The following is a 20,479-nucleotide window of genomic DNA, read 5'->3' as shown; positions in this document are numbered from 1 at the left end:
TCATGTCCCACGGACCGGTCCCCGCAGTCCCCGCCTGCTCGGTGGAGCGGCTGCGCGCCGACTTCGAACGCCTCGCGGAGTTCCACGACCCCGAACGGCCGGGGTGGACGCGCGGCGCGTTCTCCCCGTTCTACGCGGCCTCCCGCGACTGGATGGCCTCCCGCATGAAGGCGGCGGGCCTGACGGTACGCCGGGACGCGGTCGACAACCTCATCGGCACCCTCCCCGGCGCGCGGACCGACGCCCCCGCACTCGTCACCGGCTCGCACACCGACACCGTCGAGGGCGGCGGACGTTTCGACGGCATCATCGGTGTGCTCGGGGCCCTCGAAGCCGTACGGACCCTCGCCGACGCGGGCATCGCGCTGGAACACGAGCTGCGGGTCGTCGACTTCTTCAACGAGGAGCCCAACCAGTTCGGTCTCAGCTGCGTGGGAAGCCGTGCCCTGGTCGGCGAGGTGACACGCGAGCACCTGGACCTGGACGACGGTGCGGGGGAGACGCTGCGCGACGCCCTCGCCCGGGTGGGCGGTTCGCCCGACGACCTGCCGGAAGCCCGGTGGTCCGGTGACGACGTCGCCGCCTTCCTCGAACTGCACATCGAGCAGGGACCGGTGCTGGAACACGAAGGGCTGCCGGTGGCCGTGGTGAGCGCCATCGCGGGCATCGACCGCTACCGGGTCGAGTTCACCGGGCGGCCCGACCACGCGGGCGCCACCCCGATGAACTACCGCTACGACGCCTCCTGCGCGGCGGCGGAGACCGTTCTGGCCGCGGAGCGGCTCGCTGCCGAGGAGGGCGACGGCGTCGCCACCACCGGGCGGATCGAGATCGAGCCCGGCGCGCCGAACGTCGTCCCGGGGCGCGCCCGCCTGTGGGTCGAGTTCCGGTCCGGGGAACGGGAGTGGCTGGACGACTGCGGCCGGGGGCTTGACGCGGCGGCACGGGCCGCCGCGGAGCGACGCGGCGTGCAGGCGGACCTCCACAGCCTCTCCACCTCCGACCCGGTCGCCGCCGACACCCGGATACGGGAACTCCTCGAGCGGGGAAACACGCGCCTGGGCCTGCCGCCTCGCACGATGTTCTCCGGCGCCGGGCACGACGCCGCACACATGGCGCGGCTGGCGCCCATGGGCATGCTGTTCGTCCCCTCCCACGGCGGCCGCAGCCACTGCCCCGAGGAGTGGACCGACCTCGAACAGGTGGCGACGGGAGCCCGTGCCCTGGCCCAGGGCCTCGTCGAAGTCGACCGCGCACGACGCCGCGACGCGGCACCCGGAGAGGACGGCACCGTCCTCTGACCCCCGCTCAGCGGACCCGGTGTCTCCCGGAAACACCGTCCCCCGAGGGTCCGCTCATCCGAAAGTGAAGGTTCCCATGCCGCTCACCTTGAGAAGTCGCGCCAACGATGTCTCCAGCAGAATGCTGGGCGGCATCGAACGGGTCGGCAACAAACTCCCCCACCCGTTCATCCTGTTCGTCCATCTCGCCCTCCTCGTCATCGTCGCCTCCGGTGTGACGAGCCTGTTCGACGTCACCGTGGAGAACCCGGAGAGCGGCGAGACCGAGCCCGTCCGCAGCCTCCTCACGGGTGACGGCCTCGTCTACATGCTGACGTCGGCGCTCGACAACTTCGTGCAGTTCCCGCCGCTGGGCCTGGTGGTGGTCATGATGCTCGGTATCGGCCTCGCCCAGCAGGTCGGACTGATCGAGTCGGCCGTCAAACGGGTGATCCTGGCAGCGCCGCCCCGCCTGGTGACGGCCGCCGTCGTCCTCACCGGCATCTGCGGAAACCTCGCGTCCGACGCGGCCTTCATCGTCATCCCGCCGCTGGCGGCGCTCGTCTTCCGCGCGGTGGGCCGGCATCCGCTGGCGGGGCTCGCCGCCGGTTTCACCGCGGCCGGCGCCGGATTCTCGGCGAACTTCTTCGTCGCCGGCACCGACGTTCTGCTGTCCGGGATCTCCACCGAGGCCGCCGGCATCGTGGACTCCGGGGCCGAGGTGTCCCCGGTCGCGAACTGGTACTTCATGGTCGCCTCGGTCGTGGTCCTCACCCTCATCGGCGTGTTCGTCACCGAGAAGATCGTGGAACCCCGTCTGGGCACCTACCGGGCCGAGGACGAGGAGGACGACGACGCCGCAGCCCTGGAACGGTCCCAGGTGACTCCCGAGCAGCGCCGCGGCCTGCGCAACGCCCTGCTGGCGAGCGGTGCCTACCTGCTCCTCGTCGTCGCCTGCGTGGTTCCGTCCTCGTCGCCGCTGCGGGGCGAGGGCGGCTCGCTGGTCGAGTCGCCGCTCCTGGACGGCATCGTCCCGCTGCTCTTCCTGCTGTTCGTGGTGGGGGCGGTGGCCTACGGTGTCACCGTCAACGCGCTGCGCAGCAGCGGCGACGTGCCCCGGTACATGGCGGAGGCCGCGAAGAACCTCGGCGGCTTCCTCGTCCTGATCTTCGCGGCGGCGCAGGCCATCGCCTACTTCGAGTGGAGCCGGCTCGGCCTGTGGGTCGCCGTCAACGGCGCCGAGCTGATGGAGAGTCTGGACGTCTCGGGTGTGGGCGGGCTCGTCGGCTTCAGCCTGATCACCCTCGTGCTGAGCCTTCTCATCGCGAGCGGTTCGGGGCTGTGGGCCATCGAAGCGCCCATCTTCGTACCGATGTTCATGCTGCAGGACGTCAACCCCGCCTATGTGCAGCTCGCCTACCGCATCGCCGACTCGTCGACGAACTGCATCGTCCCGCTGAGCCCGTACGTCGCGATCATGCTCGGCTTCATCCAGCAGTACGACAGGCGGGCGGGTCTGGGAACCCTCTTCGCGCTGGTCCTGCCGTACACCGTGGCGTTCTACCTCGGCTGGATGCTGCTGTTCGTGGCCTGGCTGCTCCTCGGCATACCCATCGGTCCCGGCGAGGCGCTCCACCAGTCCTGACCCACCGGCTCCCGGGGCTCCGGTGCGGCCGGTCCGCGCCGGAGCCCCGGCCGGGGTCAGCCGTGCGGGTCGTCGGCGGCGCCCTGCGCCGGGCCGCCCAGCGCCCGCAGGATGCGCTCGGCCGCCAGCGTCGGCGTCAGCGCGCCGTCCCTGACCTGCTGTTCCAGGGCGGGGGAGAGGCGCCGGACCTCGGGGTCGCCATGGAGGCGGCCGAGGAGTTCGTCGCGGACCATCGCCCAGGTCCAGTCGACCTGCTGGTCGCGGCGCTTCCCCGCCAGGCGGCCGGACGCCTCCAGCCGGGACCGGTGCTCCTCCAGGCGTTCCCAGACGGTGTCCAGGCCGGTCGACTCCCGGGCGCTGCAACTGAGCACGGGCGGCGTCCAGAACGCGTCCTTGCCGTGCATCAGCCGCAGCGCGCCCGCCAGTTCGCGCCCGGCGGCGCGGGCGTCGCGTTCGTGCGGGCCGTCCGCCTTGTTGACGGCGATGACGTCGGCGAGTTCCAGGACGCCCTTCTTGATGCCCTGCAGCTGGTCGCCGGTACGGGCCAGGGTGAGCAGCAGGAACGAGTCGACCATGTTCGCGACCGCGGTCTCCGACTGGCCGACCCCGACCGTCTCGACCAGCACCACGTCGTAGCCGGCCGCCTCCATCACCACGATCGACTCGCGGCTCGCCTTGGCCACCCCGCCGAGCGTGCCGGCGGTGGGGGAGGGGCGGACGAAGGCCGCAGGGTCGACGGCGAGCCGTTCCATGCGGGTCTTGTCGCCGAGGATGGAGCCCCCCGTGCGGCTGGACGAGGGGTCGACCGCCAGGACGGCCACCCGGTGCCCGAGCGAGGTGAGCATCGTGCCGAACGCGTCGATGAACGTCGACTTGCCCACGCCCGGTACGCCGCTGACGCCGATCCGCCGCGCCCGGCCGCTGTGCGGCAGGAGCGCGGTCAGCAGCTCCTGCGCGAGCGCGCGGTGCTGCGGGCGCGTGGACTCCACGAGCGTGATGGCGCGCGCGACGACGGCCCGCTTCCCCGCGAGGACGCCCTTGACGTACGTGTCGAGGTCGATGGCCATGGGCTTCAGCGGTCGTGTCCGAGGCCGGCCGCCAACTGCTCCACCAGGTCGTACGCCGCGTCCGGGATCACCGTGCCCGGCGGGAACACCGCGGCCGCCCCCATCTCCCGCAGGGTCTCCACGTCCTGCGGCGGGATCACGCCGCCGACCACGATCATGATGTCCTCGCGCCCCTCCTCGGCCAGCTGCTCCTTGAGCGCCGGGACGAGGGTGAGGTGCCCCGCCGCCAGGGAGGAGACGCCGACGACGTGCACGTCCGCCTCGACGGCCTGCCGGGCGACTTCGGCGGGGGTCTGGAACAGCGGGCCGACGTCCACGTCGAAGCCGAGGTCGGCGAAGGCGGTGGCGATCACCTTCTGGCCGCGGTCGTGGCCGTCCTGGCCCATCTTGGCGACCAGGATGCGCGGACGGCGGCCCTCCGCCTCCTCGAACGTGGCCACCAGACCACGGGTGCGCTCCACGGACGGGGACTCGCCGGCTTCGTTGCGGTACACCCCCGAGATGGTACGGATCTGGCTCGCGTGGCGCCCGTACACCTTCTCCAGGGCGTCCGAGATCTCGCCGACGGTGGCCTTCGCGCGGGCAGCGTTCACGGCCAGCTCCAGCAGGTTGCCCTCACCGCCCGCGGCCCGGGTCAGCGCGTCGAGCGCGTCCCGGCAGGCGGTCTCGTCGCGCTCCGCGCGCAGCCGCCGCAGCTTCTCGACCTGCTGGGCGCGGACCGAGGAGTTGTCGACCTTGAGGACGTCGATCTGCTCGTCGCTGTCGACGCGGTACTTGTTGACCCCGATCACCGGCTGGCGCCCGGAGTCGATCCGGGCCTGGGTGCGGGCCGCCGCCTCCTCGATGCGCAGCTTGGGGATGCCGGCGTCGATCGCCTGCGCCATCCCGCCGGCCTCCTCGACCTCCTGGATGTGCTGCCAGGCCCGGCGCGCCAGGTCGTGGGTCAGCTTCTCCACGTAGGCGCTGCCGCCCCACGGGTCGATGACCCGGGTCGTGCCGGACTCCTGCTGGATGAGCAGCTGCGTGTTGCGGGCGATCCGCGCGGAGAAGTCGGTGGGCAGGGCCAGCGCCTCGTCGAGGGCGTTGGTGTGCAGCGACTGCGTGTGCCCCTGCGTGGCGGCCATCGCCTCGACGCAGGTACGGGTGACGTTGTTGTACACGTCCTGGGCGGTCAGCGACCACCCGGAGGTCTGCGAATGGGTGCGCAGCGAAAGCGACTTGGCGTTCTTCGGGTCGAACTGCCGGACCAGCTTCGCCCACAGCAGGCGCGCGGCGCGCAGCTTCGCGACCTCCATGAAGAAGTTCATGCCGATCGCCCAGAAGAAGGAGAGCCGCGGGGCGAACGCGTCCACGTCCAGCCCCGCCGCCATCCCGGTGCGGATGTACTCCACGCCGTCGGCGAGGGTGTAGGCCAGCTCCAGGTCGGCCGTCGCCCCGGCTTCCTGGATGTGGTAGCCGGAGATCGAGATGGAGTTGTACCGCGGCATCCGCTGGGAGGTGAAGGCGAAGATGTCGGAGATGATCCGCATCGACGGCTTCGGCGGGTAGATGTAGGTGTTGCGGACCATGAACTCCTTGAGGATGTCGTTCTGGATGGTCCCCGCCAGCTTCTCGGCCGGCACACCCTGCTCCTCGGCCGCCACGATGTACAGCGCCAGCACCGGCAGCACGGCGCCGTTCATCGTCATGGAGACGGTCATCCTGTCCAGCGGGATGCCGTCGAAGAGCTGACGCATGTCGTAGATCGAGTCGATCGCCACGCCCGCCATGCCGACGTCCCCGGTGACGCGCGGGTGGTCGCTGTCGTAGCCGCGGTGCGTGGGCAGGTCGAAGGCGACCGACAGGCCCTTCTGCCCGGCCGCCAGGTTGCGGCGGTAGAAGGCGTTGGACTCCTCGGCCGTGGAGAAGCCCGCGTACTGGCGGATGGTCCACGGCTGGTTGACGTACATCGTCGGGTACGGGCCGCGCAGGTAGGGGGCGGCGCCGGGGTAGGTGCCGAGGAAGTCCAGCCCCTCCAGGTCATCGGCCGTGTACAGGGACTTGACCGGGATGCCCTCGGGCGTCTCCCACAGCGGATCGTCCGTGCCGGTGGCCTGCTTGACGGCCGTACGCCACGCGTCCGGGCCGCCGTGCGCGGTCGGGGAGCCCAGCTCGATCTCGGAGAAGTCGGGGATGCTCATCGGGACTCTTCCCTGCGGTCGAGGACGGCGGAGAGCACGGCGACGGCGTCGCATCCGGCGTGCACGTAGGTGTCGACGCCCGGGTACGGCCCGGGGCGCCCGGCGAGGAACACGTGCGAGGCCCCCGCGGCCCGCAGCTCCTCGGCCACGGCCTGCGCACGCTCCTCGTACAGCTCGTCGCTGGAGCAGAGGCAGACCTCGGTGGCGCCGCTCTCCTCGAACGGCACCTCCGTGACGGGCTCGATGCCGCCGGCCTGGAACAGGTTGGAGGCGAAGCCGGCGCGCGCCGTGTGGGCCGCGGCCGGGCCGATCGTCGCCAGGAAGACGCGCGGCCGGCGGCCGGTGGCCGCCAGGTGGGCGTCGGACCGGGCCCGCAGGGCCTCGTACGCGTCGTCGCGGCGGACGCGCGGCAGGCCACCGGCGGGCCGTTCGGGCGCGGGGTCGCGGACGACGGGCTTCTCGTCGAGGTGCGGGAACTCGCTGACACCGGTGACGGGCTCGCGCCGCCGGGCGAGCCGGCCGCTCCGGGCCTCCCAGGCGCGGGACAGCTCCTCCGCCAGCCGGCCCGACCGCAGGGCGGCGGCCTGCCCGCCCGCCCGCTCGATCGTCCGGAAGAACTCCCAGCCCCTGCGGGCGAGTTCGTCGGTGAGGCGTTCCACGTACCAGGAGCCGCCGGCCGGGTCGGTCACCCGGGCGAGGTGCGACTCCTCGATGAGGATCGTCGAGGTGTTGCGGGCGATGCGGCGCGCGAACGCGTCCGGCAGCCCCAGCGCGTGGTCGAAGGGCAGCACGGTCACGGAGTCGGCGCCGCCCGCTCCGGCGGCCAGCGCCGCGACCGTCGTCCGCAGCATGTTCACCCACGGGTCCCGGCGCGTCATCATCACCGGCGAGGTCACCGCGTGCTGCACCTGCGCGCCCGCATCCGGCACCCCGCAGACCTCCGCCACCCTCGCCCACAGGCGGCGTGCGGCCCGCAGCTTGGCGATGGTCAGGAACTGGTCGGCGGTCGCCGCGAAGCGGAACTCCAGCTGCGCGCAGGCCTCGGCCGCGCTGAGCCCGGCAGCGGTCAGCTCCCGCAGGGAGGCCACCCCGGTGGCGAGCGCGCACCCCAGTTCCTGGGCGGCCGACCCGCCGGCCTCGTGGTACGGCATCGCGTCGACGGTCAGGGCCCGCAGGTGCGGGTACTGCTCGGTGCACTGCCGGGCGAGGGCGGTCACCGCCGTGAAGCCGGTCTCCTGCCCGGTACGGGCCTGGTGGCCCAGCGGGTCGCCGCCCAGGTTGCCCCGGACGTCGTTCCCGGCCACGCCCTGTTCGGTGCAGAGGCGCAGCAGCTCCCGCGCGGCGGGCTCGAACGCGGCGCCCGCGTCCAGGGCGACGGGTGCCAGGTCGAGGTAGACGCCGTCGAGGACCCGGGCGAGTGCGTCGACCGGGATGCCGTCCTCGCCCACCGAGAGCCAGAGCGAGGTGACGCCGTTCTCCAGGTCCGCGAGCACCGCGGCGTTGTCGGCTCCCGCGTGCCGCTGCCGTACGCCCCAGCCGCCGACGGTGTTCCCCTCGGCCCGGCCGCCGCGGACGAACGGCGCGAACCCCGGCAGTCCCGGCTCGGGAGCGGGGTCGGCGGCGGTGTACAGCGGCAGGGTGGCGATGCCGTCCTCCACCGCGGTGGACAGCGCTTTCTCGGCCTCGGCCCCCTCGACGTCCTTGCCCGTCTTCCGCAGTACGCCCGCCACTAGGCGCTGCCACTGCTCATGGGTCACGTCGGGGAACTCGGAAGCCAGCTCGAGCCGGTCGTCAGGCGGGGCCGTCATGGTCGGATGCTAAGACAGATCGACTAGGGAACTGCAGAGGACCAAGCTGTGACCTTCTTCTCTCAGCCCGGTCCGTGTGACCCGGGGAGGTCCGGGATGTGAGAGGTGCGCCGGTTCCACCGGGGTCTCCCCCGGGTGCCGGTGACGGGTGACGTGCCCCGCACCGGCACCCGGGCACCCGGGCTCCCGGTGACGTCAGGAGATGCGGTGCAGCCAGCCGTCGGGGTCCGCCAGGGTGCCGTGGTGGAGGTCGACCAGCTGCTGCCGCAGCTGCAGGGTGACCGGCCCCGGCCTGCCGTCGCCGATGACCCAGTCGCCGCCCTCGTCGCGCACCTCGCCGACCGGCGTCACCACGGCCGCCGTACCCGAGGCGAAGACCTCCGTGATGACGCCGCGGGCGCACTCGTCACGCCACTGGTCCAGGCTGATGCGTTCCTCCCGGGCCGTGTAGCCGGCCCGCTCGGCGAGCGCCAGCAGCGTGTCGCGGGTGACGCCGGGCAGCAGCGAACCGCTCAGCTGCGGCGTGACGATCTCCGCGCCGGGTCCGCTGCCCCGGACGAAGAACATGTTCATGCCCCCCATCTCCTCCACCCAGCGGCGCTCCACCGGGTCCAGCCACACCACCTGCTGGCAGCCGGCCTCCTGGGCGGCGCGCTGGGCCACGAACGAGCCGGCGTAGTTGCCGGCGCACTTGACGTTTCCGGTGCCGCCGGGGATGGCGCGGCTGTGCTCGTGACTGACCCAGACCGAGACGGTCTCGACGTCCTGGCCGAAGAAGCCGCCGGCGACGAACGCCATGAGCAGGTACCGGTAGTGCTCCGAGGGCCGCAGCATCAGGTTGGCGTCGGCACCGAACATCAGCGGCCGCAGGTAGATGCTGTGCGACGGGTCGTCGGACAGCATCCCCTCGTCCGTCGAGACCAGCTGCTCGATCGACGAGACGAACAGCTCCTCCGGCAGTTCCGGCATCGCCAGCCGGCGTGCCGAACGCCGGAACCGGCGGGCGTGGTCCCAGGGGCGGAAGACGGACATGCCGCCGTCCACCCGGCGGTGCGCCTTGAGCCCTTCGAAGACCACCTGCGCGTAGTGCAGGCCGAGTGTCCCGGGGTGCAGGCTGAGGTTCTCCAGGGGCTGCAGCTCGGGAGTGGCCCAGCCCCGGGACGCGGTCCAGTCGGTGGCGACCATGTGCGCGGTGAACGCGTCGCCGTGGCCCGGGCGACGGGCGGGCTGCTGTGCGACGGGCGGAGCGACGGAGCCTTCAGGGGCGGTGAGGGTCATGCGGAGGTCCTTTCCTTTCGTGACGGTTCGTGCCGATGTGTGACGGTACGGGTGGTGCGGATGGTGCGGGACGCGCGGCGCCGTGCGGGGAGGCCCGCAGGGGCGGGAGGCCCCCCGCTCAGACCAGGGGGGCGAAGAAGAAGGTGTCGCGGCGGCTGAACCGGCCGTCCCCCGCGACCTGGAAGAAGTCGGCGAAGCGCAGGCTCACCGTGCTCTCGTCCCGGAGCACGCCGTTGAACTCGCCGTGCACGGCGATCCGGGCACCGTGCTCCACGACCGTGTCCAGGGTGTGGCGGCCCTCCTTGATGACGCGCTCCCCGGAGTAGAAGCTGGTCATCGCCTCGTGGCCCACCATCGGCCGGTAGCCGGGCCGGTGGTAGGTGGCGTCCGGCGTGAACAGGGAGACGAGGCCGGCGACGTCGCCGCTGTCGACCAGGTCGTAGTAGCGGCGCACGGTGCTCTCGGAGGTCCCGGCGCTCTCGGTGCCGGCGGCGCGGGCCTCGGCGGGCTGTGCGGGGTGAACGACGGTCATGTCGGGCTCCTTCTCGGTGTGGTGTTCCGGTGGGTCGTGGGTGGGGAAGAGCGGGGGGCGGGCCGTACGGGCACGGGCACGGGCGCGGTCAGCCGGGGCGGCCGACGGCACCTGCCGGGACCTGCCGCAGCCGGGAGGCGAGAACCTCCCCGATGCGGGCCGCCGGGCCGGGGAGGGCCAGTTCGCCGTGCCGGCACGGCACCCGGTGGACGCCCAGGCGCCCGCCGACGTGCGGCAGCCAGAGCTGCGGCGCGGGGCTGTCCGCGGTCTTGTCGGCCGTGGCGACGAACAGGTCCATCGGGCCGTCGAACCGTTCCGGGGCGAACTCGCCGAGCAGCCCCCGGTTGTTGGCGAACACCTCGCTCAGCCGTTCCACGCCGGAGGGCCCCAGCCCGGCCAGCGGGCCCACGCCGGCGAGCCGCTCGGCCACGTCCCGGAGCGTGGTGCGGCCGTGGTCCGGCGGCCGGTGCCCGAGCGAGGCGAGCAGAGCGGTCAGGGACTCCGCGGAGCCGGCGGCGGGCGCTGCGGAGGGCGGCGTCCCCGTTCCGGGATAGCCGTCCAGTACCGCCAGCAGGTCGACGGGTTCGCCCTCGCCCTGCAGCCGGGTCGCCAGCGCGTGGGCCACCAGTCCTCCGAAGGACCAGCCGAGCAGGTGGTACGGCCCGTGCGGCTGCACCTCGCGGATGCGGGCGGCGTAGTCCTCCACCATCTCCGCCAGCCGGGTCGCCGGGCCCGTGTCGCCCGTCAGCCCCCTGGCCTGCAGGGCGTACACCGGCCGTTCCCCGTCGAGGTGGCGGAGGAGGCTGGAGTAGACCCAGCCGATGCCCGCGGCGGGGTGCACGCAGAACAGCGGTGCCTGCTCCGGCGCCGTCCTGCCGCGCAGCGGCAGCAGCACGTCCAGCCCCTCCGCCGCGCGCGTCCCGTCCGCGGGTTGCCCGCCGTCGTCCAGCAACCGGCCGATCCGGGCGGCCAGTTCCGCGACGGTCGGGGCCTCGAAGAGCGTCCCCAGGCCCGGGTCGACGCCGAACTCCTCCCGCACCGCGTGCAGCAGCCGGGCCGCGAGCAGCGAGTGGCCGCCCAGGGCGAAGAAGTCGTCGTCGACGCCGCTCACCTCGGTGCCCAGCAGGCCGGAGTACAGCGCGCACAACCGCCGTTCCCGGGCGTCCCGCGGCGGCGTCTTCGCCCCGTCGGTCGCCCACCGCGGTGCGGGGAGCGCGGCACGGTCCAGCTTGCCGCTCGGCGAGACGGGGATCTCGGGGACCGGGACCACCGCGGCGGGCACCATGTGGGCGGGCAGCGTGGCGGCGGCGTACCGGCGCACCTCCGCCGCGTCCTCGCCGCCCACGACGTAGGCGACGAGCCGCAGGTCGCCCGGCCGGTCCTCCCGCAGCACGACGGCGGCGCGGTGGACGCCGGGGTGGCCGGTGAGCGCCTGGGCCACCTCGCCGGGCTCGATGCGGAAGCCGCGCAGCTTCACCTGGTCGTCGGTGCGCCCGAGGAACTCCAGCACCCCGTCCCGGTGGCGGCGCACCAGGTCGCCGGTGCGGTACATCCGTTCCCCGGCGGGACCGTGCGGGTCGGCCACGAACCGTCCGGCGGTGAGCGCCGGCTGTCCGAGGTAGCCGCGGGCGAGCTGCGTCCCGGCCAGGTACAGCTCACCGGGAACCCCGGGCGGCACCGGCCGCAGCCACCGGTCGAGCACATGCACGCGGGTGTTCCACACCGGCGTGCCGAGGGGGACGGTGGGAGTGCCGCGCTCGGTGTCGGCGCCCGTGAAGCGGTGCGCGGTGACGTCGACCGCCGCCTCGGTGGGCCCGTACAGGTTGTGGATCTCCACCGACGGCCCCAGCACGCGGGCACAGCGCTCCGCGAGGGCGGTCGGCAGCGCCTCCCCGCTGCACACGACCCGCCGCAGCGACGGGCAGTGCGCCGCCTCCGGCTCGGCGAGGAACGCCTCCAGCATCGACGGCACGAAGTGCAGCGTGGTGATCCCACGGCTCCGCACCAGCCGGGCGAGGTACTCCGGCTCCCGGTGGCCGCCCGGCCGGGCCACCACCAGGGTCGCGCCGACGGTCAGCGGCCAGAAGAACTCCCACACCGACACGTCGAAGCTGGACGGCGTCTTCTGCAGCACCGCCTCACCGGCCGTCAGCCCGTAGGCGTGCTGCATCCAGCACAGCCGGTTGACGATGGCCTCGTGCGGGACGGTCACCCCCTTGGGCCGCCCCGTGGACCCCGAGGTGTAGATGACGTACGCCGGGTGACGCGGCGTCACGACCGTCAGGGCGGACGACGACGGCGCCTCGTCGCGCAGCTCCCGCAGCGTCCCCGGCGTCAGGTGCACGACGGGGGCCGCGTCCGCCAGCATGGCCGCCACCCGGTCGCGGGGGTAGTCCGGATCGACGGGCAGGTAGGCGGCCCCGGCCTTGTGCACGGCGTACAGCGCCACGACGAGGTCCAGGGACCGCGGCAGGGCGACCGCGACGCACCCCTCCGGCCCGGCGCCGCGGCGGCGCAGCCGGCGGGCGAGATCGTCCGCACGGGCGTCCAGCTCCCGGTAGGTCAGCGTCTCGTCCTCGAAGACGACCGCGACGGCGTCCGGAGTGCGCCGCACCTGCGCGGCGAACAGGGCCGGGAGCGTGGTGCCGGCGACCTCGTGCGCCGTGGCGTTCCCGTCGTGCAGGGCGCGGGCCTCGTCCTCGCCCAGCAGGTCCACGTCGTACAGCCGCAGGTCCGGGTCGGCCGCGAAGGCGGCCAGCAGCCGCCGCAGCCGCTCCGCGATGCCCGCCGCGGTGGCGTGGTCGAAGAGATCGGCCCGGTAGCCGACGCCCGCCTCGATGCCGGCCGGTGCGCCGTCGGCGCTGTGGCGTTCGCGCAGGCCGACCGTGAGGTCGAAGGACGTGCCGTTGCCGGAGACCGGCACGTCCTCCACGCGCACGCCCGGCAGGTCCAGCGGCGCGGACCCCGTGTTCTGCAGCACCAGCAGCACCTGCACCAGCGGATGCCGGGCGAGCGACCGCGCGGGGTTGAGCTCCTCCACCAGCCGCTCGAACGGCAGGTCCTGGTGGCTGAAGGCGGTGAGGTCGGTCTCCCGCACCCGCTCCAGCAGCTCCCGGAAGCGGGGGTTCCCGTCCGTGTCGGCGCGCAGCACCAGGGTGTTGACGAAGAACCCGACCAGGTCGTCCAGGGCCGGGTCGGTGCGGCCCGCCACCGGCGTGCCCACGGGCACGTCGGTGCCCGCCCCGAGCCGCGTCAGCAGCGCGGCGAGCGCCGCGTGGGCGACCATGAACAGGGTCACCCCGTGGGCGCGGGCGAGCTCCGCCACGGAGCGGTGCAGCGCGGCGTCCCACTCGACCGACACCAGTCCCGCGCCGTGGTCCGCCACGGCCGGACGCGGCCGGTCCGCGGGCAGCGCCAGTTCGTCCGGCAGACCCGCGAGCGCGCGGCGCCAGTGGTCGAGCTGCCCGGCGCACACGCTCCCGGGGTCGTCCTCGGAGCCCAGCACCTCCCGCTGCCACAGGGCGTAGTCGGCGTACTGCACCGGCAGCGGACGCCCCTGCGACTCCCGCCCGGCCGCCCGCGCGGCGTACGCGTCGGACAGGTCGCGGAGCAGCGGCCCGAAGGACCAGCCGTCGCTGACGATGTGGTGCATCACCATCACCAGCACGTGGTCCTCGGGGGCCCGTTCCACCAGCGCGGCCCGGAACGGCAGGTCGCACGTGACGTCGAAGGGGCGTGCGACGAGTGCGTCGACCACCTCCCGCCAGCCGCTCCCCGCCACCCCGGACACGTCCAGCGACGGGCGGGCGGCGTCCGCCGCCACCACGACCTGATGCGGTTCCCCCGCCTCCTCGGGGAAGACGGTGCGCAGCGCCTCGTGCCGGGACACCACGTCGCCCAGCGCCTGTTCGAGCGCACGCCGGTCCAGGACGCCCCGCAGCCGGAAGGCCGCCGGCACCGCGTAGGCCGCCGTCCCGCCGTCCAGCCGGTTGAGGAACCACAGGCGGCGCTGCGCCGGGGACAACGGCAGCCGGGACGGGCGTGCGCCGGTCCGCAACGGCGGCCGTGCCGGGGCGGCGCCCAGGGCCAGGCCGGCCAGGGACGCCGGGGTCGGCGCACGGAACAGGTCACGGACCGTCAGGCCGGCACCCAGCGCGGCCCCGGCCCGGGCGATCAGCCGGCCGGCCAGCAGCGAGTGGCCGCCCAGCGCGAAGAAGTCGTCGTCCGGGCCCACCCCGTCGGGAACGTCGAGCAGTTCGGCGAACAGGTCGCACAGGATCTGCTCGCGCGGCGTCCGCGGTGCCCGCCGCGTTCCGGTGCTGCGGAGCGGGCGGGGGAGGGCCGCACGGTCCAGCTTGCCGTTGGCCGTCAGCGGGAACGCCTCGAGCGGCACCAGGTCCGCCGGGACCATCGCGGCGGGCAGCGTGTCCCGCAGGTGGTCGCGCAGCGTCCGGGTGGAGGCTTCCGGCGCGACCACGTAGCCGACCAGCCTCCGGTCTCCGGGCCGGTCCTCGCGCACGACGACCGCCGCCTGGGAGACCTCGGGGCGGGAGGCGAGCGCGGCCTCGATCTCCCCGAGTTCGATCCGGACACCGCGGATCTTGACCTGGCGGTCGGCGCGGCCCGCGAAGTGCAGCGTGCCGTCACGGCCCCATCGCACCAGATCGCCGGTGCGGTACATGCGCGCGCCCGGGGCGCCGAACGGGCAGGCGACGAAACGCCCGGCGGTCAGGCCCGGCCGGCCGAGGTAGCCGCGGGCCAGGCCGGTGCCGGCCAGGTACAGCTCGCCGACCACCCCGGGCGGGACGGCGCCGAGCCGCTCGTCCAGGACGTAGGCGCGGGTGTTGTCCACGGGACGTCCGATGTCGGGGGAGTCCGCCGCTTCCCGCGCGGCGACGTCGCCCGCGGTGGCGACCACCGTGCACTCCGTCGGCCCGTAGTGGTTCACGACCCGGAACGGGAGTCCCGGCGCGGGCCGCCGTCGCAGGGCGTCCCCGCCGGTGAGCACGGCCCGCAGCCGGCCGGACGCCAGTGACGGATCGTCCAGCACGGTCTCCAGGCGGGGCGTCGAGAGGAAACACAGCGTCAGCGCGGTGTCGGCGGTCCAGGCCGCGAGAGCCGCGGGATCGTCCAGCACGTCCTCGGCGGGAAGGTGCACGGAGGCGCCGGCGCACAGGTAGGGCCACACCTCCCAGACGGCCGCGTCGAACCCCGCCGCCGCGGTCTGTCCCGCCCGGTCCTCCGGGGTGACGGCGTAGCGGTCGTTGTGCCACGCGACGAGGTCCGCGAGAGCCCGGTGCTCCACCACGACGCCCTTCGGGCGGCCGGTCGAACCGGAGGTGTAGATCACGTAGGCCGCGTCGTCGCCGCCGACCTCGGTCGCCACAGGGGTGTGGGGCTGCGCCCGCAGACGCGCCTCCTCCTCGTCGAGGAGCAGGAGGCGGGGCCCGGGGGAACCGCTCACCGTCTCCGGGAACGTCCCCGCGAACGTCTGCGCGAGGTCGCGGCACGACACCACCAGCGAGGCGGCCGTGTCGGCCAGGACGAACGCCAGCCGGTCGGCGGGGTGTCGCGGGTCCAGCGGCACGTAGGCCGCGCCCGCCTTCAGGGTGGCCAGCAGGGTCACGACCATGTCCGCGGAGCGCTCCAGGCACACCCCGACGACGCTGCCCCTTCCGACGCCGATTCCGAGGAGCAGATGCGCCAGGCGGTCGGCGCGGCTGTTCAGCTCCGCGTAGCCGACGGTCGTCGTGCCGTCGGACACGGCGACGGCCGTGGGCGTGTGCGCGGCGCGCTCCGCGATCCGCTGCGGAACCGTGCGGTTCTCCTCCCGCGGGGCGTCGGTGGCGTTCCACGCGTGCAGGGTCCGGTGGCGTTCCTCCGTGTCCATGACGTCGATCCCGCCGAGGGGCTGGTCCGGGTCCGCGGTAGCGGCAGCCAGCAGCCGGGCCGTCCGGGCGGCCAGGGCGGCGGCGTCCGCGCGGTCGAACAGGCCGCCGGCGTACTCCAGCCCGAGGGCGAGGCCGGCGGGCGCGCCGTCCGCGGCACGGCGGTCGGTGAAGGCGAAGGTGAGGTCGAACTTGACCTCGCCGGTGCCCACCGGCTCCCAGGAGGCCGTCAGCTCTCCCAGCTGCGCCCCCGGAGCGTCGGTCGCCTGCTCGTTCTGCAGGACGAGCATGGTCTGGAAGAGCGGGTTGCGTCCGGCGGCGCGGGCCGGGTTGAGGTCCTCGACGACACGGTCGAAGGGGAGGTCCTGGTGGGCGTAGGCGGTGAGGTCGGTGTCGCGTACGCGGTTCAGGAGGGTGCGGAAGGTGGGGTTGCCGCTGGTGTCGGTGCGGAGGACGAGGGTGTTGACGAAGAAGCCCACCAGGTCGTCGAGGGCTTGGTCGGTGCGTCCGGCGACGGGGGTGCCGAGGGGGATGTCGGTGCCGGCGCCGAGGCGGGTGAGGGTGGCGGCGAGGGCGGCGTGGAGGACCATGAAGACGGTGGTGCCGGTCTCCCGCGCGAGCTCCACCACACGGGCGTGGGTGGCGGCGGACATCTCGGCGTTCACCACCGCGCCCCGCCGGTCCCGCGGCTCCGCCCCGCTTCCGGCGGCCGGCAGGTCGATCTGCTCGGGCAGGCCGGCGAGGGTGTGGCGCCAGTGGTCGAGCTGGGTGGCGAGAAGGCTGTCGGGGTCGTGGGGGTCGCCGAGGAGTTCGCGCTGCCAGAGGGTGTAGTCGGCGTACTGGACGGGGAGCGCGTCCCAGTCCGGTGACCGGCCGTTGCTGCGGGCGGTGTAGGCGGTGCCCAGGTCGCGGAGCAGCACCTCGCGCGACCAGCCGTCGCTGGCGATGTGGTGCAGCACCAGCAGCAGCACGTGGTCGTCCGGCGCCGAACGGAACAGCCGGGCCGCGAACGGGGGCTCGGACGCCAGGTCGAACACCCGGCCGGCGGCTTCGTGAAGCCTGGCCGCCAGGCGCTCGCGGGAACACTCCTCCACCGGGAGCGGGCACGCGCCGGGCGGCAGCACCTCCTGGCGCGGCACCCCGTCCGTCTGCGGGAAGACGGTGCGCAGCACCTCGTGACGGGCGGTCAGGTCCGCGAGAGCCGCGGCCAGACCGTCGGCGTCCAGGCGCCCCCGCAGCCGCAGGGCGTACGGCGAGTTGTAGGTGGTGCCGCCGTCCTCGGAGTCGGTGAGGAACCACAGCCGCTGCTGCGCGTACGACAGCGGCAGTGCGCCGCCCCGCTCCCTCGGGCGCAGCGGCGGCCGGGCGGGCCCGGTGGTCCGGGCGCCCGCGGCAAGCGCCGCGGGAGTCGGCATCCGGAACAGGTCGCCGACGGTCAGCTCGACGCCCAGCGCTGCCCGGGCCCGGCTCAGCAGCCGCATCGCGAGCAGCGAGTGCCCGCCGAGGGCGAAGAAGTCGTCCTCCGCCCCGACCGCGTCCAGGCCCAAGGCCTCCGCGAAGAGGCCGCAGACGATCTCCTCCCTCGCCGTCCGCGGCGCCCGCCCGGTGCGGGGCGCCGCGTAGTCGGGCGCCGGGAGCGCACGGTGGTCCAGCTTGCCGTTCGCGGTGAGGGGCAGCTTCTCGAGTGCGACGTACGCGGCGGGGACGAGGTGGGCGGGCAGCCGTTCGGCCGCGTGCCCGGCGAGGTCCGGCGGAAGGTCCCCGCCGTGCGGCACGACGTAGGCGACCAGGCGCGGGTCGCCGGGACGGTCCTCGCGCATGCGCACCACCGCCTGCCGGACACCGGGATGCGCGGTCAGCGCCGCCTGGACCTCCGCGGGCTCGACGCGGAAGCCGCGGATCTTGACCTGGTCGTCGGTCCGGCCGAGGTATTCGAGCACGCCGTCCCGGCGCCAGCGCACCAGATCCCCGGTCCGGTACATCCGGCTGCCGGGAGGGCCGTACGGGTCGGCGACGAACCGCTCCGCCGTGGCCCCCGGCCTGCCGAGGTAACCGAGCGCGAGACCGGTCCCGGAGAGGTGGAGTTCGCCGGGGACGCCCGGGGGCACACGGCGGAGCGAACCGTCCAGCACCTGGGCCCGCTTGCCCCGCACGGGACGGCCGACCGGAACGCTGCCGGAGGCCACGTCCCCGGCGGTCGCCGTGTGGACGGTGGAGAACCCCATGCTCTCGGCGGGGCCGTAGCCGTTGCCCACCCGTATGTGGCCGAAGTCCTCGAGCAGCCGCGCCACATGAGCCACCGAGGCGGCCTCACCGCCGGTGAAGGCGGCGCGCAGCCGGGGAAGGATCTCCGGGTGCTCGTCGACCAGGAGGTTGAACAGGCCGGCGGAGGCCTTGAGCACGGTCGCGCCGTGCTCCTCGGCGAGCTGCGCGATCAGCAGCGGGTCCGGGCGCTGGCCCGGCTGCAGCACACACGTGGCGCCGCCCATCAGCGGGCCGAGGAGTTCGGTGGCGAAGGCGTCCCAGGAGACCGGGGCGCACTGCAGCCACACCTCGCCGGGCCCGAACGGGGCGTAGTCCTGGTCGCACAGGGTGCCCGTGAGCGCCCGGTGCGGGGCCACCACGCCCTTGGGCGTGCCGGTCGACCCCGAGGTGAACATGACGCACGCCGGAGCGTCGGGGGAGAGGCCGGCGCGCGGCGGCGTCGCCGGAAGCGTCGCGCCCTCCGCCCACAGGTCGGGGAGGCGCAGCACGGCCGCGGTGGAACCGCCCAGCCAGGACGGCTCCTCGTCCGCCGTCACGATCAGGGCGGGCCGGGTCGCCGCCACCACTTCGGCCAGCCGTGCGTCGGGGAAGTCCGGGTCGAGCAGGGTGTAGGCGGCGCCGGACGCCAGGGTGCCCAGGAGGCACGTCACCAGGTCCGCGGAGCGCGGGAGGTGCAGCGCGACGATGTCGCCGTCGCCGACGTCCCGCGCGCGCAGCAGATGGCCGAACCGGTGAGCCTCGTCCTGAAGTTCGGCGAACCGCAGCCGCCTGCCCCGGTCGACGAGGGCCACCGCGTCCGGAGTCCGGGCCACCTGTTCGGCGAACCGCCCGCACACCGTCCCCGGCCGCACCACCGGAGCGTTCGCACCGCCCCATTCCTCCAGGGACGCCGACTCCTCCGCGGTGGTCGGGTCCACCTCCGACAGCCGGCGGTCGGGATCGGCCGGCATGCTCTCCAGCACGTGACGGAGCCGCTGGGCGAGCACGGTCACGGTGGCCGCGTCGAAGAGGTCGGTGGCGTAGCCGATCCCCCAGTCCAGACCCGCCGGGGAACCGTCCGCCGCATGCCGCTCCGTGACGCCGAAGGTCAGGTCGAACTTCGCCGTGCCGGTGCCGATCGGCTCCACCGCCGCGTCGAGCCCGGAGAAGGCGGAGATCTTCTCGCCGTCGCCGGAGCCGGACGTGAGCACCAGCATCACCTGGAAGAGCGGGTTGCGTCCGGCGGCCCGGGCCGGGTTGAGGTCCTCGACGAGACGGTCGAAGGGGACGTCCTGGTGGGCGTACGCGGCCAGGTCGGTGGCCCGCACGCGGTCGAGGAGGGTGCGGAAGGAGGGGTCGCCGGAGGTGTCGGTGCGCAGGACCACGGTGTTGACGAAGAAGCCCACCAGATCTTCCAGCGCCTCGTCGTCGCGCCCCGAGACGGGGGTGCCGAGGGAGATGTCCGTGCCGGCGCCGAGGCGGGTGAGGAGTGCGGCGAGGGCGGCGTGGAGGACCATGAAGACGGTGGTGCCGGTCTCCCGCGCGAGCTCCACCACACGGGCGTGCACGTCCGCACCGAGGCACAGCGGCACGGTGCCGCCACGGTGGCTGGGCACCCCCGGCCGACGGCGCTCGCCCGGGAGAGTCACCTCCTCCGGCAGGCCGGCGAGCGCCCCGTGCCAGTGGTCGAGCTGGGCGGCGAGCACGCTCTGCGGGTCGTCCGCGTCCCCCAGCATCTCCTGCTGCCAGAGGGTGTAGTCGGCGTACTGGACGGGGAGTTCGTCCCAGCCGGGTGCATGGCCGCGGGTGCGCGCGGTGTAGGCGGCGCCCAAGTCCCTGAGCAGCGGCTGCAGGGAACCGCCGTCGCTGACGATGTGGTGCATCACCAGCAGCAGCACGTGCTCCTCCCGGGGCCGCACCTCGAACAGCCGGGCGCGGAAAGGCACCTCCGTCGCGAGGTCGAACACCTCCTGCGCCGCCTCGGAGAGGGCCTGCCGCAGCTGCTCACCGGCCTCCGTGCGGACCGTCGGGAGGCCGGAGGGGAGGTCGCCCGGGTCGAGGATGTGCTGGCGGGGTTGGCCGTCGGGGGCGGGGAAGACGGTCCGCAGCGCCTCGTGACGCGTCAGCACATCGTGCAGCGCCGCAGCCAGAGCCGCGTGGTCCAGCGGCCCGGTGAGCCGCAGGGCGAACGGCACGTTGTAGGCGGGACTGTCGTCGGAGCGGCTGAAGAACCACAGCCGCTGCTGCGCGTACGACAACGGGATCATGGACGCTCCTCAGGACCGGGCCCGCCGGCGCAGCGCCGGCCGGGCCTTCGCCGCGTTCTCCGTGCGCAGCGCGAGCGCGGCCGGAGTGGGGGCTTCGAACAGGGACGTGATGGACAGCTCGGCCCGGCAGGCCGAACGGATGCGGCTGATGAGCCGGACTCCCAGCAGGCTGTGTCCGCCGAGGTGGAAGAAGTTGTCGTCGGCGCCGACGGTGTCGAGGCCGAGGACGTCGGCGAAGAGGGTGCAGAGGATCTCTTCGCGGGGGGTGCGGGGTGGCCGGCCGGTGGTGG

General features: G+C 74.0%; 9 protein-coding genes. 2 read left to right on the top strand and 7 right to left on the bottom strand.

Annotated elements, in window-relative coordinates; all coding sequences use genetic code 11:
* Positions 1-2 precede the first annotated feature (2 nt).
* Together RM572_RS05305 and RM572_RS05300 are read left to right on the top strand one after the other, a co-directional pair.
* Positions 3-1,301: a M20 family metallo-hydrolase gene (locus RM572_RS05305; RefSeq protein WP_311672102.1), complete on the top strand. Its 1,299-nt coding sequence runs from the start codon at positions 3-5 to the stop codon at positions 1,299-1,301.
* A 76-nt stretch (positions 1,302-1,377) separates the two neighbouring features.
* A complete protein-coding gene (locus RM572_RS05300) occupies positions 1,378-2,925 on the top strand; it encodes an AbgT family transporter (protein ID WP_311672101.1) in 1,548 nt (515 codons plus the stop codon).
* A gap of 56 nt (positions 2,926-2,981) precedes the next feature.
* On the opposite strand, the gene meaB is transcribed toward RM572_RS05300, so the two are convergent.
* The 7 genes from meaB to RM572_RS05265 all read right to left on the bottom strand — a co-directional run.
* Positions 2,982-3,992 carry a methylmalonyl Co-A mutase-associated GTPase MeaB gene (meaB, locus tag RM572_RS05295; protein ID WP_311672100.1) on the bottom strand — a complete coding sequence of 337 codons (1,011 nt, stop codon included), beginning with the start codon at positions 3,990-3,992 and terminating at the stop codon, positions 2,982-2,984.
* A gap of 5 nt (positions 3,993-3,997) precedes the next feature.
* Complete coding sequence (gene scpA, locus RM572_RS05290; protein WP_311672099.1) at positions 3,998-6,172, bottom strand: methylmalonyl-CoA mutase; 2,175 nt, start codon at positions 6,170-6,172, stop codon at positions 3,998-4,000.
* Positions 6,169-7,980 (bottom strand): methylmalonyl-CoA mutase family protein, encoded by a 1,812-nt coding sequence (locus RM572_RS05285; RefSeq protein ID WP_311672098.1) that lies wholly within the window; start codon positions 7,978-7,980, stop codon positions 6,169-6,171. Before RM572_RS05285 ends, scpA begins: the two co-directional genes overlap by 4 nt.
* 195 nt (positions 7,981-8,175) lie before the next feature.
* Complete coding sequence (locus RM572_RS05280; RefSeq protein WP_311672097.1) at positions 8,176-9,258, bottom strand: branched-chain amino acid aminotransferase; 1,083 nt, start codon at positions 9,256-9,258, stop codon at positions 8,176-8,178.
* A gap of 118 nt (positions 9,259-9,376) precedes the next feature.
* A complete protein-coding gene (locus tag RM572_RS05275) occupies positions 9,377-9,790 on the bottom strand; it encodes a nuclear transport factor 2 family protein (protein WP_311672096.1) in 414 nt (137 codons plus the stop codon).
* An 88-nt stretch (positions 9,791-9,878) separates the two neighbouring features.
* Positions 9,879-20,189 (bottom strand): non-ribosomal peptide synthetase, encoded by a 10,311-nt coding sequence (locus RM572_RS05270; RefSeq protein ID WP_311672095.1) that lies wholly within the window; start codon positions 20,187-20,189, stop codon positions 9,879-9,881.
* A 9-nt stretch (positions 20,190-20,198) separates the two neighbouring features.
* Positions 20,199-20,479, bottom strand: a 281-nt coding sequence (locus RM572_RS05265; protein ID WP_311672094.1) for a phosphopantetheine-binding protein, incomplete at its 5' end; no start/stop codon positions are given.

The sequence above is a fragment of the Streptomyces hazeniae genome, assembly GCF_031845485.1.
Lineage (GTDB): Bacteria > Actinomycetota > Actinomycetes > Streptomycetales > Streptomycetaceae > Streptomyces > Streptomyces hazeniae.
This window is presented reverse-complemented; position numbering and strand designations above follow the sequence as displayed.

What these genes read in the sequence shown, in the direction of transcription:
- meaB (WP_311672100.1), bottom strand. Translation starts at nt 3,992, where the DNA reads ATGGCCATCGACCTCGACACGTACGTCAAGGGCGTCCTCGCGGGGAAG.
- RM572_RS05300 (WP_311672101.1), top strand. Translation starts at nt 1,378, where the DNA reads ATGCCGCTCACCTTGAGAAGTCGCGCCAACGATGTCTCCAGCAGAATG.
- RM572_RS05285 (WP_311672098.1), bottom strand. Translation starts at nt 7,980, where the DNA reads ATGACGGCCCCGCCTGACGACCGGCTCGAGCTGGCTTCCGAGTTCCCC.
- RM572_RS05270 (WP_311672095.1), bottom strand. Translation starts at nt 20,189, where the DNA reads ATGATCCCGTTGTCGTACGCGCAGCAGCGGCTGTGGTTCTTCAGCCGC.
- RM572_RS05280 (WP_311672097.1), bottom strand. Translation starts at nt 9,258, where the DNA reads ATGACCCTCACCGCCCCTGAAGGCTCCGTCGCTCCGCCCGTCGCACAG.
- scpA (WP_311672099.1), bottom strand. Translation starts at nt 6,172, where the DNA reads ATGAGCATCCCCGACTTCTCCGAGATCGAGCTGGGCTCCCCGACCGCG.
- RM572_RS05305 (WP_311672102.1), top strand. Translation starts at nt 3, where the DNA reads ATGTCCCACGGACCGGTCCCCGCAGTCCCCGCCTGCTCGGTGGAGCGG.
- RM572_RS05275 (WP_311672096.1), bottom strand. Translation starts at nt 9,790, where the DNA reads ATGACCGTCGTTCACCCCGCACAGCCCGCCGAGGCCCGCGCCGCCGGC.